The 16,194-nt window shown below is 45.6% G+C and carries 16 protein-coding genes; 14 read left to right on the forward strand and 2 right to left on the reverse strand.

The annotated features are described in order from the left end of the window. Positions 1-101 precede the first annotated feature (101 nt). From VC82_RS12935 to VC82_RS12960, 6 genes are all read left to right on the forward strand, one after another. Positions 102-1,019, forward strand: a complete 918-nt coding sequence (locus VC82_RS12935) for a dihydrodipicolinate synthase family protein (RefSeq protein ID WP_045802740.1) — start codon at positions 102-104, stop codon at positions 1,017-1,019. After that, complete coding sequence (locus tag VC82_RS12940) at positions 1,020-2,606, forward strand: aldehyde dehydrogenase (NADP(+)) (protein WP_045802741.1); 1,587 nt, start codon at positions 1,020-1,022, stop codon at positions 2,604-2,606. A 4-nt stretch (positions 2,607-2,610) separates the two neighbouring features. Further along, a complete protein-coding gene (locus VC82_RS12945) occupies positions 2,611-4,344 on the forward strand; it encodes a DUF885 domain-containing protein (RefSeq protein WP_045803444.1) in 1,734 nt (577 codons plus the stop codon). A gap of 1 nt (position 4,345) precedes the next feature. Then, the gene (locus tag VC82_RS12950; RefSeq protein ID WP_045802742.1) at positions 4,346-5,359 is read left to right on the forward strand and encodes a 4-hydroxyproline epimerase; all 1,014 of its coding nucleotides are present in this window, start codon (positions 4,346-4,348) and stop codon (positions 5,357-5,359) included. A 1-nt stretch (position 5,360) separates the two neighbouring features. Then, positions 5,361-6,611: an NAD(P)/FAD-dependent oxidoreductase gene (locus tag VC82_RS12955; protein ID WP_045802743.1), complete on the forward strand. Its 1,251-nt coding sequence runs from the start codon at positions 5,361-5,363 to the stop codon at positions 6,609-6,611. Between the two features lie 69 nt (positions 6,612-6,680). Beyond that, positions 6,681-7,589 (forward strand): hypothetical protein, encoded by a 909-nt coding sequence (locus tag VC82_RS12960; protein WP_045802744.1) that lies wholly within the window; start codon positions 6,681-6,683, stop codon positions 7,587-7,589. Here VC82_RS12960 and VC82_RS12965 read toward each other — a convergent pair whose 3' ends face one another. Beyond that, entirely contained in the window at positions 7,590-8,147 is a 558-nt protein-coding gene (locus VC82_RS12965) for a GNAT family N-acetyltransferase (RefSeq protein WP_045802745.1), read from the reverse strand. After that, positions 8,148-8,792, reverse strand: a complete 645-nt coding sequence (locus VC82_RS12970) for an alpha/beta hydrolase (RefSeq protein WP_045802746.1) — start codon at positions 8,790-8,792, stop codon at positions 8,148-8,150. A 59-nt stretch (positions 8,793-8,851) separates the two neighbouring features. Between VC82_RS12970 and VC82_RS12975 the strand changes: the two genes are divergently transcribed. From VC82_RS12975 to VC82_RS13010, 8 genes are all read left to right on the forward strand, one after another. Next, positions 8,852-9,274, forward strand: a complete 423-nt coding sequence (locus tag VC82_RS12975) for a PaaI family thioesterase (RefSeq protein ID WP_045802747.1) — start codon at positions 8,852-8,854, stop codon at positions 9,272-9,274. Further along, a complete protein-coding gene (locus VC82_RS12980) occupies positions 9,255-10,316 on the forward strand; it encodes an isochorismate synthase (protein WP_052699029.1) in 1,062 nt (353 codons plus the stop codon). The genes VC82_RS12975 and VC82_RS12980 overlap by 20 nt, the downstream gene beginning before the upstream one ends. A 35-nt stretch (positions 10,317-10,351) precedes the next feature. Then, on the forward strand, positions 10,352-12,091 hold the full coding sequence (gene menD / locus VC82_RS12985; RefSeq protein WP_045802748.1) for a 2-succinyl-5-enolpyruvyl-6-hydroxy-3-cyclohexene-1-carboxylic-acid synthase: 1,740 nt from the start codon (positions 10,352-10,354) through the stop codon (positions 12,089-12,091). 92 nt (positions 12,092-12,183) lie between these two features. Further along, positions 12,184-12,528: a DUF2853 family protein gene (locus tag VC82_RS12990; protein ID WP_045802749.1), complete on the forward strand. Its 345-nt coding sequence runs from the start codon at positions 12,184-12,186 to the stop codon at positions 12,526-12,528. A gap of 59 nt (positions 12,529-12,587) precedes the next feature. Beyond that, positions 12,588-13,430, forward strand: coding sequence for a CvfB family protein (locus VC82_RS12995; RefSeq protein WP_045802750.1), 843 nt, complete (start codon positions 12,588-12,590; stop codon positions 13,428-13,430). A gap of 138 nt (positions 13,431-13,568) precedes the next feature. Continuing rightward, complete coding sequence (locus VC82_RS13000) at positions 13,569-14,168, forward strand: SPOR domain-containing protein (RefSeq protein ID WP_045802751.1); 600 nt, start codon at positions 13,569-13,571, stop codon at positions 14,166-14,168. A 12-nt stretch (positions 14,169-14,180) separates the two neighbouring features. After that, positions 14,181-15,086, forward strand: coding sequence for a 1,4-dihydroxy-2-naphthoate octaprenyltransferase (gene menA, locus VC82_RS13005; protein ID WP_045802752.1), 906 nt, complete (start codon positions 14,181-14,183; stop codon positions 15,084-15,086). 32 nt (positions 15,087-15,118) lie between these two features. Beyond that, on the forward strand, positions 15,119-15,874 hold the full coding sequence (locus VC82_RS13010) for a LytR/AlgR family response regulator transcription factor (RefSeq protein ID WP_045803446.1): 756 nt from the start codon (positions 15,119-15,121) through the stop codon (positions 15,872-15,874). Positions 15,875-16,194 lie beyond the last annotated feature (320 nt).

The raw sequence follows: 16,194 nt of genomic DNA on the forward strand, positions 1-16,194 counted from the left end.
CCAATGATTATTTATATAAGATAATATAGTACTAAAAGTAGATAATATCCATTAATTTTCTTTGGTGTTGGGAGGGTACATTTGCCTTAAATATGTTAACTATGCCACAATTCGAATGGAAAGGCGTCATGCCCGCCGTCACCACAAAGTTTACAAAAAACGATACCCTCGACCTTGAGATGTTTTCTACCAATATTAAGGCCCAATTGGATGCTGGCGTCAGTGCCATTATTTTGGGCGGAACCCTAGGTGAGGCCAGTACCCTTACCGCTGAGGAGAAGAAAACCTTGGTCGAGCACACCGTTGACCTGGTCAATGGCAAAGTGCCCGTTATTCTTAACATTGCCGAACAATCAACAAAAGATGCCGTGGCAGCTGCGGAGAATGCACAGCGATTCGGGGCAAGCGGATTGATGATGTTGCCCCCCATGCGCTATAAGGCCACCGATTACGAGACAGTCGCATATTTTAGAACGGTTGCCCAAAACACCGATTTGCCCATTATGATCTACAACAATCCGGTGGACTATAAAATTGAGGTAACGCTTGAAATGTTTGAAGAATTGCTGAAACACGAAAATATCCAAGCTGTAAAGGAATCCACTAGAGATCTGACCAATGTAACACGAATAAAAAATGCTTTTGGCGACCGTTTAAAAATACTTTGTGGGGTCGACACCATTGCGCTAGAAAGCATTGTAATGGGCGCCGAGGGCTGGGTTGCGGGCCTGGTGTGCGCGTTTCCCCAAGAAACTGTGGCCATTTACAAATTGGCCTTAGCGGGCCGAATCGAAGAAGCTAGGCAAATCTTCCGCTGGTTCTTACCTTTGTTAGAGCTGGATATCAACCCCCAGTTGGTGCAGAACATCAAATTGGCCGAAGTGGCCACAGGGCTGGGCACCGAATATGTACGCCCCCCTAGATTGCCCCTACAGGGCGAAGAGCGCGAACGCGTTCTGCAGATTATTGAAGAGGGCGTACGGTCACGCCCTGAACTGCCCGATTATAAAAACATATAAATGATTACAGGAAAGAATTATATCGGAAACCGTCTTTCGGCACTGGGAAACAAAACGTACAGAACGTTCAATCCGAAGCTGAACATAGAAAATGAGCACACTTTTATAGAGGCATCGCAAGATGAAATCGATGAAGCGGCAGCCTTGGCCGCTGAGGCCTTTAAAACGTTCAGAACCATTTCAGGTGACAGGAAGGCAACTTTTTTAAGGGCCATTGCCGATGGAATTCTTGATTTGGGCGATGCGCTCATAGACACCTATTGTTCAGAAACGGGCCTGCCCAAGGGCCGTGCCGAGGGCGAACGAGGCCGAACCGTATTTCAATTGCGCACCTTTGCCGATTTGGTTGAAGAAGGCAGTTGGGTCGAGGCCTCAATCGATACGGCCCTGCCTGATAGAACACCCATGCCCAAGCCCGATTTACGAAAAATGTCCATTCCCATTGGGCCCATCGTGGTCTTTGGTGCAAGCAATTTTCCGCTGGCGTATTCGACCGCAGGGGGCGATACCGCTGCAGCCCTTGCAGCGGGGTGCCCGGTAATCGTAAAATCGCACCCCATGCACGCGGGTACGGGCGAGTTGGTCGCCTCGGCCGTCGTCAAGGCAGCCAAAGATACCGGCATGCCCAACGGTGTGTTTTCGAACTTGAACAGTTCGGGCATTGAAGTGGGGCAACAATTGGTACAACATCCTGAAGTAAAGGGGGTAGGTTTTACAGGAAGTATTCGCGGAGGAAGGGCCTTGTACGATTTGGCCGCACAACGGGACGAGCCCATTCCTGTTTTTGCTGAAATGGGAAGCATCAACCCCGTGGTATTATTGCCAAGAGGCCTGAAAAAAGATAAGGACAAATGGGCGGCGACCTATGCCAACTCGATTACCTTGGGCACGGGACAGTTCTGTACAAATCCAGGTTTGTTGTTGGGCATCAAGGGTGATGACTTGGATGAATTTGTTCAGAAACTGGCCGATGAAATCATAAAAATAGAGCCCAGTTGCATGCTGCACCCGAACATTGTCGGGGCCTATGAAAAGAACAAGTCAAAGGCCCTTGAACAACCCGCTCTCAGTGTGGTGGCCGATTATGATGGTGGTGTCGCTGAAAACCATGCAAGACAGGCCTTGACCACGGTCGATGGAGCTTCATTTTTAAACAATCCGACCCTGCACCAAGAGGTGTTCGGGCCCTTTTCAATGGTGGTGCAGTGCAAGGATGTGAAAGAACTGGAAACGGTCATCTCAAAACTTGAAGGGCAATTGACGGGAACCCTGATAGCCACGGATGACGAGGTCAAAGAACATCGGTCTTTAATGGAGGCGCTGCAGAATAGGGTAGGGCGAATCATTTTTAACGGAGTGCCAACAGGTGTCGAAGTGTGCCCGTCGATGACGCACGGTGGCCCATATCCTGCATCCACAGATAGCCGATTTACCGCAGTGGGCATTCATTCCATCAAAAGGTGGGTGCGGCCATTCAGTTTTCAAGATTGGCCGAACGGATTGCTTCCCGATGAATTGAAAAATGAAAATCCGTTGGGCATTGGCAGGTTGGTAAATGGAGAGTGGACACACGCAAAAATCCGATAAGTTGATGTCAACCGAAAAAACTTTTTGGATATGGATCTTATTGGCATTGCTGCTTTTTCAATCCTGTAAAAAAACTACTGAAAGTTCGGAAGCAGAACAACTTGCCAAGGTCATCCAAACGGTTCAAGATTTTTCGTTGTACGACAAAGAGGCCTATCCTTTGGGCATCCATACCGATAGCATCGAAAGAAAGTATGTCTCATTTGCCAAGCAACAACTGGAAGCACTGAAATCCATCGATGCCAAAAACCTTACCGAGACGCAGCACATTTCGTTGCAATTGCTGCAGTTTAAGCTGCAGAACGATTTGGATGAATACCAGTACCAAATGCACCTGAACCCCATTCAGGCCGACCAAGGTTTCCATCTGAGCCTCAACTATCGTATTCGCCCGATATTGTCAATTGAGGATGCCGGGAAATATTTGGGAACATTACGGGCTATCCCAGATTTCGTGGACCAACATTTTGTGCTCATGCGTTCCGGAATTGAAAAAGGAATTTCACAGCCGAAGGTCATTTTTGAAGGTTACGAATCAACCTACGAAGACCATATAGTTGACAAAGCCGAAGAAAGTCCATTCTATGGTCCGTTACAAAAGCTTCCAGCTACCATCCCTCCGGGCAAACAAGACTCACTGCGTCAAGAGGCAAAGACGTTGATAGCACAACAAGTGGTGCCATCCTTTAAGAGGATCAAACTATTTTTTGAGGAGGAATACATACCCAACACCCGAACCGCCATTGGGGTTTCTGAGACACCGAACGGCCAAGAATTTTACCAGAACCGCATCAACTACTACACCACCTCAAACGAGTATACCGCTGAAGACATCCATCAAATCGGTTTAAAAGAGGTGGCACTTATTAGGGCCGAGATGGAAAAAATTATCAACGACCTGCAATTTCAAGGTTCCTTTGGTGATTTCTTAACGTTCTTGCGTACCGACGAACAGTTTTATGCAAAAAGTGGCGAAGAATTATTGATGCATGCCCGCGATATTGCCAAAAGGCTCGATGCCGAACTGCCCAAATTTTTCAAGACCTTGCCCCGCCGCCCCTACGGGGTAAAAAAAGTGCCCGATGCCATAGCCCCAAAATATACCAGGGGGCGCTATTCGCCTCCGTCAAAAGAAACCGAGCCGGGCTATTATTTGGTGAACACCTATAAACTGGATAGTCGCCCCTTGTACGTGCTTCCTTCCTTGACTGCGCACGAAGCCGTACCGGGCCATCATTTGCAAGGCGCGCTGAACCACGAGCTGGGCGATAGTATTCCCCAGTTCAGAAGAAATATGTACCTCTCGGCCTATGGTGAGGGATGGGCACTCTACACCGAGTTTTTAGCAAATAAAATGGGGATCTATAGAACGCCTTATGAAGAATTCGGCAAGTTGACCTATGAGATGTGGCGTGCCTGTCGCCTAGTGGTCGATACCGGTATTCATGCCAAAGGCTGGACACGGCAAGCGGCCGTCGACTATATGCTTGACAATACAGCCCTTTCGGTACACGAGGTCAATACCGAAATAGACCGGTATATCGCTTGGCCCGGTCAGGCACTTTCTTATAAGGTGGGCGAACTGAAAATTCGTGAACTGCGCAAGAAGGCCGAAAAGGCATTGGGCGAAGCTTTTGACATCAGGACATTTCACGAGGTAATTCTTGAACAGGGTACAGTTACCCTACCGATCCTTGAACAGCGTATCAATAATTATATGACTACGAACAAACAATAAAATGACCGCCAATATCTTCAAATGCATCGATGCCCATACCTGCGGCAATCCTGTAAGGGTGGTGCAAGAGGGTGGCCCTGAGTTGAAAGGGGCCACAATGAGCGAAAAGCGCCAACACTTTCTACAAGAATTTGACTGGATTCGCAGAGGGCTTATGTTTGAACCACGTGGGCACGACATGATGAGTGGCAGCATTCTGTACCCGCCCCATGATCCGCAAAATGATTTTTCGATTCTTTTTATCGAAACCTCAGGCTGTTTGCCCATGTGCGGCCATGGCACCATTGGCACGATAACGGTGGCCATAGAAAGGGGTTTGATCTCTCCTAAAACACCTGGGAGAATCAGAATGGAGGCCCCGGCCGGTCTGGTTGAGATCAACTATCAACAAAACGAAAGGGGCAAGGTCGAATGGGTAGAATTGACGAATGTAAAAAGTTATTTGGCGGCTACCGACCTAACCGTTGAATGCCCAGAACTGGGCGTGCTGACCTTTGATGTAGCCTACGGTGGCAATTACTATGCCATCGTGGATCCCCAAGAAAATTACACGGGCCTACTAGATTTTAGCGCTGACCAAATAATAAGGTTATCGAGGGTGGTACGAAAACGCATCATTGAGAAGTACCCTGATCGGTTCGTTCACCCCGAGAATGAGACCATTCGTGATGTAAGCCATATGATGTGGACAGGCAAACCGTTGGATGAGAATTCATCGGGAAGGAATGCAGTGTTCTATGGAGATAAGGCCATTGACCGCAGTCCGTGTGGCACCGGTACTTCGGCGCGAATGGCACAATTGTATTTCAAAGGAAAATTGGGGATTGGCGAAGCGTTCATCCATGAAAGTTATATTGGCTCAACTTTCGAGGGAACCATTGCAGGGGAAACCCGTATTGGAAAAACACAGGCGATTGTTCCGAAAATAAAGGGCTGGGCAAAAATCTACGGTGAGAACACCATAACCATCGACCCTGATGATGACCCCTATGCATATGGGTTTCAAGTAATTTGATATGACAAAGGAAGTAGTGGTCATCGGGGGCGGAATTATCGGGTTGTGTACGGCCTATTTTCTTCAAAGGGAAGGCCATAAGGTCATGGTAATCGATAAAACCACTATCGACTCAGGGGCATCTTTCGTGAATGCAGGTTATTTGACACCCAGCCATATTGTTCCCTTGGCCGCACCGGGAATGATTTCAAAAGGGTTGCGCTATATGTTCGACTCTTCGAGTCCGTTCTACATGAAACCGCGATTCGACTGGGATTTTTTCAAGTGGGCCTGGTATTTCAAAAAATCATCGACCAAGGCAAAGGTTGAGAAGGCCATGCCCCTGATCAAGGATATCAACTTGTTGAGTCGAGAACTTTTTGAGGCCATGGCCGTGTCAGGTGAATTGGGCGATTTTCATTTGGACAGAAAGGGACTTCTAATGCTCTACCAGACAGAAAAAGAGGGCGACCATGAACGAAGGGTGGCACAAAAGGCCAAGGCAATAGGATTGCCCGTGGAGCATTTGGGCCCTTCAGAACTAAAAAAAATCGAGCCCCATGTGACCATCAATGCATTGGGGGCTTTTCACTATCTGTGTGATGGCCATACCACACCACCACAGTTAATGCGGCAATTGTTGGCATTTTTAGAGGCCAAGGGAGTTGAAATCAGAAGGGGCGAAGAGGTCATCGAATTGGTTGGTGACAAAGAACATATCACAGAAGTACAGACCAACAAAAGCGTGTATCGTGCAGATGAGGTGGTTTTTGCTGCCGGGGCCTGGACGGGGGAGCTCGCTCACAAACTGCGAATAAAAATGCCCTTGCAAGCAGGAAAAGGCTATCGAATCGACGTTCAATCACCGACGGGCATTACCATGCCGACGATTTTAATGGAGGCAAAAATGGCAGTGACCCCCATGCGGGGTTTCACCCGCTTTGCCGGCACGATGGAGTTTTCAGGAAACAATAACACCATACGAAAAGAAAGGGTGCGTGCCATTGCCAAAGGGGCCTCGCGATATTATGAAGGCCTTACCATACCAAAAGAGGCAGTCGATGGGGCAAAATGCGGGTTGCGACCCGTATCGCCCGATGGGTTGCCGTACATTGGCCGTAGCTCGGTTTTCCGCAATTTGATTTTTGCCACAGGCCACGCCATGATGGGATGGAGCTTGGGCCCGGCCACGGGTAAATTGGTTGCTGAATTGGTCTCCAACAAAAAAACGAGTATGGATATTTCGGCTTTCCATCCTGAAAGAAAGTTTTAGAGGTAGCTGTTTTTGTCGTTTGGCACTATACTTGCCTTTCAATTATAGAATTAGTGGTAATTTTGGGATATGGTGAAAAACTACCTTGTACTTTTCGTTGGTTTTTGTTCGATGGTCGGCATGGCCCAGTCACCCAGACTTTTCAAGGTCGAGGATTTTGATCTGAAGGGTCCGGTAAAAACGTGTGAGGTAGTGACCGACTACGGGAAAGAAATTTTTGAATTCAACGATGAGGGTATCTTGGTAAAATCAACGACCCAATACAACGAACAAGACCAAGACATTACCTACTACATGATCGGGAATGGCCATCTAAGCGAGAAAAGAATGGAAAGCTTTAAAGACAATGTGCTTGACAAAGCCACTTCTATGGCCAATTTTTATGAAGTGGACACCACCCAGAACAAGGTGGTGAGCGAGAAGATAGTTTCGTACGATAAGAATTTTGTTGAACACCAAGAATACCGTTATGACGAAAGCGGAAGGTTGGTGGGCATTATTTCTTCGCACCTTGACGGGGTCGATGAGACCAACATCACGTATGAGGTCTATCAAAATGAGCGTACCGAGTCACACTTTTTGAACGGGGTGCTTGAAAAAACAATTCGTGTTTCTGAAAACGAACAGGGAAAGACCGTATTGACCAAAGAGTTTGTTGATGGCAATCCCGATACGGCCACGGAACAAAAGTACGATGCCACCGGAAAGTTGGTTTCTGAAGAGTTGTTTGACTACGACGAGGCCAATAAACGGTTCAAATCGAGGGAAAAGCACATTTTTGGATACGATGCCGAAGGCGTGTTGACAGAAGAAACGATCATTCGTGGTGCGGCAAGATCAAAAAAGGAATATATTTTTCAGTTCGATAGCCACAAGCCCAAAAATTGGGTAAAGAAGATAGTGTTGCCCGACAATGACTATACCACTAGAAAAATTGAATACTACCTGGTAGCTGAAGAGGCTGAAAAACCTGAGTGATCAGTCTTTTTGCACTTTCCACTCCTCTGGCAAGAGACCATAGCAACAAGTGTTACGCTTATAGTCATCCAGTAGATAGACATTTTTTCGCAAGATACCCTCAAGCTGGGCCCCCAGCTTTTCAACGGCCCTGCGCGAGCGGGTGTTTCGTTCATCGATTCTGAACTCAATCTTTTCAAAGCCCATGGCACCAAAGGCATGGTCTACCATCAATGTCTTTATGGCGCGGTTGAGCCCTGTTCCCTGAAACTCTCTTCCAATCCAAGTGGATCCAATTTCGAGCACCTTGTTTTTGGGGTCGATGTTCATAAATCGGGTGCAGCCGGCATAGGCATTTTTAAGTCGATCATATACCAAAAATGGGATTGCCTCGCCATTGGCCTTTTGTTTTAGGGCCTCCAACACATAAGCCCGTAACTTTTCGGGGGTTTCGATATCTGACGGTGAGAATTGCACCAATTTTTTCTGTGAGGCCGCCGGAATGAGCAATTTATAATTGGCTAGGCTCAGCGGTTCTAGCCGGGCCCTTTTATTTTCCAACGTGACATCTACGACCATTCAATATAATTTTTCAAGAAGTTCTGGTTTAATTTCATGGCCACCCTCAAAGGTCACAACCTCTGCATGGTTTCCGAACAGTTGCTTTCGCTTATCGTCCTCGATTTCCATGCGCTCTTCGGTAAGGTATTGGTCTTGGTTGCCGTACACGAACCTCACCACATTGGGGTCAAAACCCATGGCATCGAAGTGTTGTTTGGTGATTTCATTGGGAATTCCACCCGCATATAAGATCAACCGATGGCAAGCTATTTGGCTCTTGACCACCCAGCGCATCGCAATCGAAACGCCCTGTGAAAATCCGAAAATGACCAGCTTAGGGTTGTCGGGAAGGTTTTCTGCATTATAGACAGCCTGAACATAGTTCATAATGTTGCCGAGCTCGGTTTGGGTGTTTTCCTTGGTAAGCCAGCTGGCCCCCACATATTTGAACTGGTCGTTCAAATAGTATTTAGAGGGGGCTTGGGGGGCTATGATATAGTGTTTTTTGGAATCAAGATCTCTGAAAGATCTTAAAAAATATCGGCTCAAAAAGCCCATTCCGTGAAATACCATCCAAATATATTCGGTGGAAGCGGTCAACCGGTTAAGGGTTGTATACGAATTCGTGGCCTGGTAGGTGACCGATTTCTCTGCTGTTTCCATTCAAAAATATATACGCTTATTTATTGCAATTGCTTTGGTAATTTTACAAAAAATACGAGATGGAAGACTACAAAGCGAAGATTTTAAAGGTCTGTAACGAAATGAGCAAGGACACATTGATGGAAACCCTTGATATCGAGTATGTTGATGTAGGGGAAAACTATTTGGTCGCCCGTATGCCCGTCACTGCCAAGGTGTATCAACCCGATGGCGTATTGCACGGCGGGGCTACCGTAGCCCTGGCAGAAAGCGTTGGCAGTGCCGCTTCCTATATTTTCATAGATGCCAAAAAATACTTTGTGAGGGGTATCGAAATTGCCGCCAACCATGTAAAAAGTGTCAGGGAAGGGTATGTATATGCACGGGCATCCATCATACACAAAGGAAAGACCACACAACTGTGGGAAATAAAGGTGACCGATGAGAGCGACCAGCTGGTGTCTAACTGCAAATTGACCACCATTGCCTTACCCAGAAAATAGTCTTGAAACCGTATTCGAAGAAGCCTCGGTACAACTTCGGAAGCAGTTGCCTTTTGTTTTGTATCGAAAACCGGGGGCAGATCAGCTTTTAGGCATTTTTCAAGGCAATAGGGATGTAAACTTAATAACCGATTTCACGAAACGCGGGTTTGTGTTCGCACCTTTTAACACGGCTCAGGGGGTTGTTGTATTACAACCCGATAAAAGGGTTTCGGCTGTGCTGCCATCTATGGTGGATGATGGCACTGAAACGGGTAGAGCAACTTTGGTTGAGGATGCAAGCGCCAAGGGCGCGTACCTTAAGAAAGTGCACATGTGCATCGAAGAAATCAAAAAAGGGACCATCAGAAAAGTGGTTTTCTCAAGACGAATCCATGTTAAAACAGGCAAATCGGCATTTTCAATCTTTGAAAAGTCCTTAAATCTTTACCCAAACGCCTTTTGCTATCTTTTTTACCATCCGCAGGTGGGCACATGGTTGGGGGCCACCCCAGAGACACTTTTACGGGTGGAAGGCCAACATCTTGAAACCGTTTCTTTGGCCGGCACTTCGGCGGCACAAACACCTAAGTGGAAAAACAAGGAGTTTGATGAACAGCAGATGGTGACTGATTTCATTGCCACTGCATTGTCTGACAAGACATCGGAATTGATCATTTCGGAAACCTCCACCGTCAAAGCGGGAAAATTGTGGCATTTGCAGACCAGGTTCGTTGGCGAACTGCGCGGGCACGTTCCGTTAAGGGATGTTGTTACGGCACTTCACCCGACCCCCGCAGTCTGCGGATTGCCAAGGGACAAGGCCAAAACCCTTATCGAACGCCACGAGGGGTATGATAGGGCTTACTATACGGGGTTTCTGGGAGAGTTAAACTTACATCATGCGGGTTCAATGGAATTCTATGTCAACCTGCGGTGTATGCAATTGACAGGCGATGAGGCCATGCTTTACGTCGGTGGCGGACTAACAGGGGCCTCAGACCCCATGGTAGAATGGCAAGAGACCCAAAACAAGAGTCGTACAATGCTGCGATTGCTTTAGGTGATTCCGCTGGGAATTGGCTAATTTTGCACCCAATGAACTATTCCAAAATTCCCTCGGCACAGACTGTTGTTGCTTACTGTAAGGCCTTTGGCATTAAAAACATCGTCATTTCTCCCGGTTCTCGAAATGCCCCGTTGATTCTTGGTTTTAATGGGGATGATTTTTTTAAGTGCTACAGTGTTGTAGATGAGCGTTGTGCCGGTTTTTTTACCCTTGGCATGGCACAGCAGCTTAACGGTCCCGTGGCCGTGGTCTGTACATCAGGGAGTGCCCTTTTAAACTACTATCCGGCAGTGGCCGAGGCTTTTTATAGCCAGATTCCGTTGGTGGTGATTTCTGCGGATAGGCCCACATATAAGATAGATATAGGTGATGGGCAGACCATTCGCCAAGAAAATGTCTTGGAAAAGCACATAGGCTATTCAGCCAACTTGAAACAAGATGTAAACCATGCCGTCAAGGCCATAGAGCATATGGCGCCCCAATTACTTGAGCAGTCACAACAGGCCATAGAGCAATTTAATGCCGGTGAGGTGAACAAGGCCTTGGGCGTGGCTGTTTCGAAAAAGCTTCCCGTACATATCAATGTACCGTTCGAAGAACCCCTTTACCAAACCGTTCAGCAACCGACCATTGGTGCCGTCAAGGCCCAATTTGACCGAGAAATATCCAAAAATGATTTTTCAGAATTGCTCACTACATGGCATGGGGCAAAACGTAAATTGGTGTTGGTGGGCACGAATGCACCAGCGGATATCGAACAGAAGTATCTAAATCGGCTAGGGGAGGATGCCTCGGTGGCCGTCTTGACCGAGACCACTTCCAATTTGCACCATGGGCAATTCTTTTCGAGCATCGATAGCATTATAGCACCCATTGAGAAAATTGAAAACAGCGAAGCGGTTTTTGAGGCCTTGAAACCCGAAGTACTGGTAACGTTCGGCGGACTGGTGGTCTCAAAAAAAATAAAGACCTTTTTAAGAAAGTACCGACCAAAATACCACTACCATATCGGGCAGAACCGTGCCAACGACACCTTTTTTACATTGACCCGCCACTATAAAGCTTCCCCAAAAGATTTTTTGAAGGTGCTTTATAACGAGAAAAGTGCGATGCAAAGCGATTATCGAGATGCTTGGATGGCTTTTAAGAAACGCTATGAAAAGGGTCGGCGAGAATATCTTGGGCAAATCCCTTTTTGTGACTTCAAAGCATTCGCAATTATTATGGAGACCATACCGGCGACATATCAAGTACATTTTGCCAATAGTTCGGCCATTCGGTATGCGCAGTTGTTCAATGTTGATGCCTCTTTAAAAGTTTTTTGCAACCGTGGCACAAGTGGAATCGAAGGTTCTACTTCGACCGCCATCGGGGCCTCGGTGTACGCAAGTACACCCACTTTACTGGTTACTGGGGATCTGAGTTTTTTCTATGATAGCAATGCCCTTTGGAACAATTATATCAGACACGATTTTCGAATTATTGTGGTCAACAATTCAGGCGGGGGCATATTCCGCATTTTGCCAGGTGCAGAGAATACAGAGCAATTTGCCACCTATTTTGAGACTAGACATGCGCAGACGGCCCAACAGCTATGCGAGATGTTCAATTTTGGGTATAGCCGGGCAAACGATGGCGAGAGCCTTGCAACACAGCTGGCGCATTTTTACCAAATTTCTGACCGGCCCAAGTTACTTGAAATATTTACTCCCGTCGAGTTGAACGACAAAGTGCTATTGGGGTACTTTGAATATCTGCGCAAGCGTTGACTTTCAGATGTTTTGTCTTCATTTTTTGCAAACCCAAAAAGGGTTGTCTATCTTAGGGGCCGTATACAAACTTTAAAGAAACACTAACTATTATGAGCAGTAGAAGAGACGAATTAATCGCCAAGTATGCCGAAGATATCAAAGAGAAATTCGGTGAAAATCCAGATATGGATTTGTTGACAAAAGTGGCCGTTGGTCTTGGCCCGGCCATCTACAATCTTGATGCCTCCAAGGTATCTGGGTCTGATGAAAAAGAACTGGAAACGGTTAAGAACAACTATTTGGTAAAGAAGTTGGGCCTTTCTGACGGTCCGCAATTGATGGAAGCCGTTAAAACCGTTATCGAGCGTTATGGCAAGTCTGAAAAGAACAAGCACCGCGCAGTAATCTACTACATGCTGTGCAAGCACTTTGGAAAAGAATCGGTGTATAACTAATAAAGAGTAGTTTTGAAAATCACCCTTTGTTTTGCAAAGGGTTTTTTTATTTCTGGAGTATGATAGAGGTAGGCAACTATAATAAATTGGAAATTTTACGAAGCACCAGTGTAGGGCTTTTTTTGGGTGATGGCGAGGGCACCGAGATTTTGTTGCCCACCAAGTATGCACCCGAAGCGTTTTCAATTGGTGACGAGCTCACCGTTTTCTGTTATCTAGATCATGAAGAGCGACCGGTCGCCACTACCATAAAGCCCAAGATCAGGCGAAATACCTTCGGCTATCTAAAGGTCGAAGATGTAAACGATTACGGGGCTTTTTTAGACTGGGGTCTTGAAAAACAGCTCATGGCGCCCTTTAGAGAGCAAGCAGTGCGCATGCAGGTGGGCAAAAGCTACGTGGTTTTCTGCTATTTGGATACCGAGACATTTCGGTTGGTGGCTTCAAGTCGTTTGCACAAATTTTTAGACAACAATGAAGTTGCCTTGGCACCAAACGAAGAAGTAGACCTTTTGATGACCAGAAAAACCGACTTGGGTTGGGAAGCCATTATCAACGACCGACACATCGGACTCATATTCCTCGATGATGTGTACGCCTCGATAAAGACAGGCGACCGTACCAAAGGCTTTGTCAAAAAGGTAAGAAATGACAATAAAGTAGATTTGGCCTTACAGCCGCTCGGCCATAAACAATTGGACAGAAACGCCGAAAAGGTCTACCAAAAGTTATCTGAGGCCGGGGGATCTCTGCCCTTTCATGACCGTTCGGCACCCGAAGCTATCAAGCAGCATTTTCAAATGAGCAAAAAATCGTTCAAGAAAGCCATTGGTGTATTGTATAGGCAGCGAAAGATTACAATAACTGACAAAGGTATAACAATCAGTAATTCAGCGATTTAACAAGTGCTTTGTCGAACGGTTTCCAATTTTGTGGGCGATAATTTTTTTCTTTTCCCAAAAATTTTACATTTGTAATACTTTCAATTACAAGGAATTGAAAGTCAGATGTTTCAGACAATAAAATTAAATCCTTCCTGTATGCCGTTTATTGAAGAAAATGATTTGCTTGATTTGCATAAGGATGTAGAGAAGGCCCAGATTATCAACGAGAGGCTTTTAGACCAGATAAAGTACAAGAACAAAGACCTCAAAAGAATCAAAATCCAGCGAAATGTACTGCTAGGGGTCACCACCCTATTTTTGATAGGAACCTTGGCCATTACGTCATTTACTGCAGGTCTTAGCAGTTCCAATAGGTTAGAGAACCAGAACAATCTGTTGGTATCCATCGATAGCCTTGACGCCATCAAAAAAAGAATCGACAATTTAAAGCAACGTAACGAAGAGCTGAGCTTGGTCAACGAATTTTATCTGGCCAAGAAGTTTCTAGAGAAAGAGACCATCTACTCGGTACAGGTAAAATCGTTTGTCGACAACAATGTCACCTTGGCTTCTGAGGCGCTGACAAATACCCTTTTTGTAAAGACCAACCCGTTCTATGCCTATTCCCTCGGCAACTTTGAAACCCTTGAAGAGGCCCGAAAGTTCAGACAGCAGTTGGTGGATATGGGCTTTAAAGATGCCTTTGTGGCCTCTTACCAAGACGGTAAGCGGGTAAAAATTGAAGATCCCTATTAATATTTCCATTCGTTGAAAAAGTTCAGGGTTTGGCTTTATGCTTCTAGGGTAAGAACGCTTCCTCTTTCCGTTTCGGGCATTTTGGTCGGTACCGCACTCGCCATTTCAGAGGGGCAATTTGACCTTACCATATTTCTTTTGGCATTGTGTACTACCATTGCCTTTCAAATCACCTCCAATTTTGCCAATGACTATGGTGATGGTGTAAAAGGCACCGATGACCTACGTGTGGGGCCGAAACGTGCCTTACAAAGCGGAATGCTCACAAAGGCTGAAATGAAAACCGGCATTATTGTCATGGTTTTGCTCAGTCTTATTTTATCGTTTGCACTTATATTCAAGGCCTTTTCGGCCCAATCGTGGCCCTACGTGTTGGTATTTGTGCTATTGGGCGCCTTGAGCATTTGGGCGGCCCTGAAGTACACCATTGGGGCAACACCCTACGGATACAAAGGGTTGGGCGATGCATTTGTTTTTGTTTTCTTTGGTTTGGTGGCCGTGTTGGGCAGCATGTTTCTCTACACCAAAAATATTTCGCCAGATGCCATTTTACCGGCTGTGGCCATAGGATTGTTGAGTGTGGGGGTGTTGAACTTGAACAATATGCGCGATATTGATTCTGACCGGTTATATGGTAAAAATACCGTAGCATCGAAACTTGGTTTTAAGCGGGCAAAAGTGTATCACTATGCCATTCTTTTGGTGGCCTTCATCAGTATGGTCTTCTATTCAGCTATACATTATAGAGGTTGGTTCAGTCTGGTTCACCTGTTGGCATTCGTGCCCATTTTTGTTCATCTTAAAAATGTATTCAAGACCGATGATCCCTCAAAACTGGACCCTGAATTGAAGAAACTTGCGTTGGCCACCTTCTTGCTGGCCTTGCTGTTTATGATGGCTGTCAATAATTTTTTGTAATTTTGAATGGTAACCATCAAAACCTTAATGATTTGGAACACCCCATAAAAATACTTATCGTTGAGGACAATGTTATTATTGCAGATGACATGCAGTCCATGCTCGAAGAGATTGGCTATGAGGTAGTTGACAACGTTATAGTCTACGAGCAAGCGGTTGAGGTTCTTAAAAATAAACATGTCGATTTAGTACTTATCGATATTATTTTGGCCTCTGACAAGACGGGTATCGATCTTGGCAAACATATTCGTGAAGTCTATAACATTCCGTTTATATTTGTTACCTCAAACTCTGACCGTGCCACGGTCGAGAACGCCAAAACGGTTAAACCAGACGGGTATTTGGTAAAACCGTTTGAACAACAAGACCTTTACACTTCCATTGAGATTGCCCTTTCCAATTTCAATTATGCCAAGAAATCCGGTGCCACGGCCTCACAACCAACGAGCGATGATAGCGTGGTCTCGAACTCGGTATTAAAAGATTCCATTTTTGTAAAAAAACAGCATTTGTACTATAGGATCCAGTTTGAGGATATCCAGTTCATAAAGGCTGACAATGTGTATCTTGAAGTAAATACGGTCGACAAAAAGTTTTTGGTACGTTCGCCACTCAAAGATTACCTTGAAAAACTGCCAAGAAACAAATTCTACCGGGCGCACAAATCGTATATCGTGAATGTTGACCATATTGATGCCATCAATTCGAAAGATATCATGATAAACAACACCCTTATACCGATATCCAAAGAATTCAAAGAGTTCATCATATCTTCGATGAATTCTTAGCGGGTCAAACCGTTCAACAAGAGCCTTTTGTTGGCTTCAAATGTCAAAAAGAGGTGTTCGCAACAATATTGGGGCACTTCACAACAATATTTTTCATATTTAAGATTACGGGGATACTTTAGTAATGTAAAATTTAAACGACAAGTAATTTTTTCATTTTCATATAGTGTTCTCGTAGCGAAAGCCCCTAAATTTCTATGAAATAGGGGCTTTTGTCATTTAGGGCTTTTCTGCCCAAACTTCAGTAAAACACCAATAATCGTCATTTGACATACAGTAATCGACGTTTCACAACAGTAAGGGGCACTTTCACAACAATC

The organism is Flagellimonas lutaonensis (genome assembly GCF_000963865.1).
Lineage (GTDB): Bacteria > Bacteroidota > Bacteroidia > Flavobacteriales > Flavobacteriaceae > Flagellimonas_A > Flagellimonas_A lutaonensis.

What these genes read in the sequence shown, in the direction of transcription:
- VC82_RS12950 (WP_045802742.1), top strand. Translation starts at nt 4,346, where the DNA reads ATGACCGCCAATATCTTCAAATGCATCGATGCCCATACCTGCGGCAAT.
- menD (WP_045802748.1), top strand. Translation starts at nt 10,352, where the DNA reads ATGAACTATTCCAAAATTCCCTCGGCACAGACTGTTGTTGCTTACTGT.
- VC82_RS12960 (WP_045802744.1), top strand. Translation starts at nt 6,681, where the DNA reads ATGGTGAAAAACTACCTTGTACTTTTCGTTGGTTTTTGTTCGATGGTC.
- VC82_RS12955 (WP_045802743.1), top strand. Translation starts at nt 5,361, where the DNA reads ATGACAAAGGAAGTAGTGGTCATCGGGGGCGGAATTATCGGGTTGTGT.
- VC82_RS12965 (WP_045802745.1), bottom strand. Translation starts at nt 8,147, where the DNA reads ATGGTCGTAGATGTCACGTTGGAAAATAAAAGGGCCCGGCTAGAACCG.
- VC82_RS12940 (WP_045802741.1), top strand. Translation starts at nt 1,020, where the DNA reads ATGATTACAGGAAAGAATTATATCGGAAACCGTCTTTCGGCACTGGGA.
- VC82_RS12935 (WP_045802740.1), top strand. Translation starts at nt 102, where the DNA reads ATGCCACAATTCGAATGGAAAGGCGTCATGCCCGCCGTCACCACAAAG.
- VC82_RS12970 (WP_045802746.1), bottom strand. Translation starts at nt 8,792, where the DNA reads ATGGAAACAGCAGAGAAATCGGTCACCTACCAGGCCACGAATTCGTAT.
- VC82_RS12990 (WP_045802749.1), top strand. Translation starts at nt 12,184, where the DNA reads ATGAGCAGTAGAAGAGACGAATTAATCGCCAAGTATGCCGAAGATATC.
- VC82_RS12945 (WP_045803444.1), top strand. Translation starts at nt 2,611, where the DNA reads ATGTCAACCGAAAAAACTTTTTGGATATGGATCTTATTGGCATTGCTG.
- VC82_RS13000 (WP_045802751.1), top strand. Translation starts at nt 13,569, where the DNA reads ATGCCGTTTATTGAAGAAAATGATTTGCTTGATTTGCATAAGGATGTA.
- VC82_RS12975 (WP_045802747.1), top strand. Translation starts at nt 8,852, where the DNA reads ATGGAAGACTACAAAGCGAAGATTTTAAAGGTCTGTAACGAAATGAGC.
- VC82_RS12995 (WP_045802750.1), top strand. Translation starts at nt 12,588, where the DNA reads ATGATAGAGGTAGGCAACTATAATAAATTGGAAATTTTACGAAGCACC.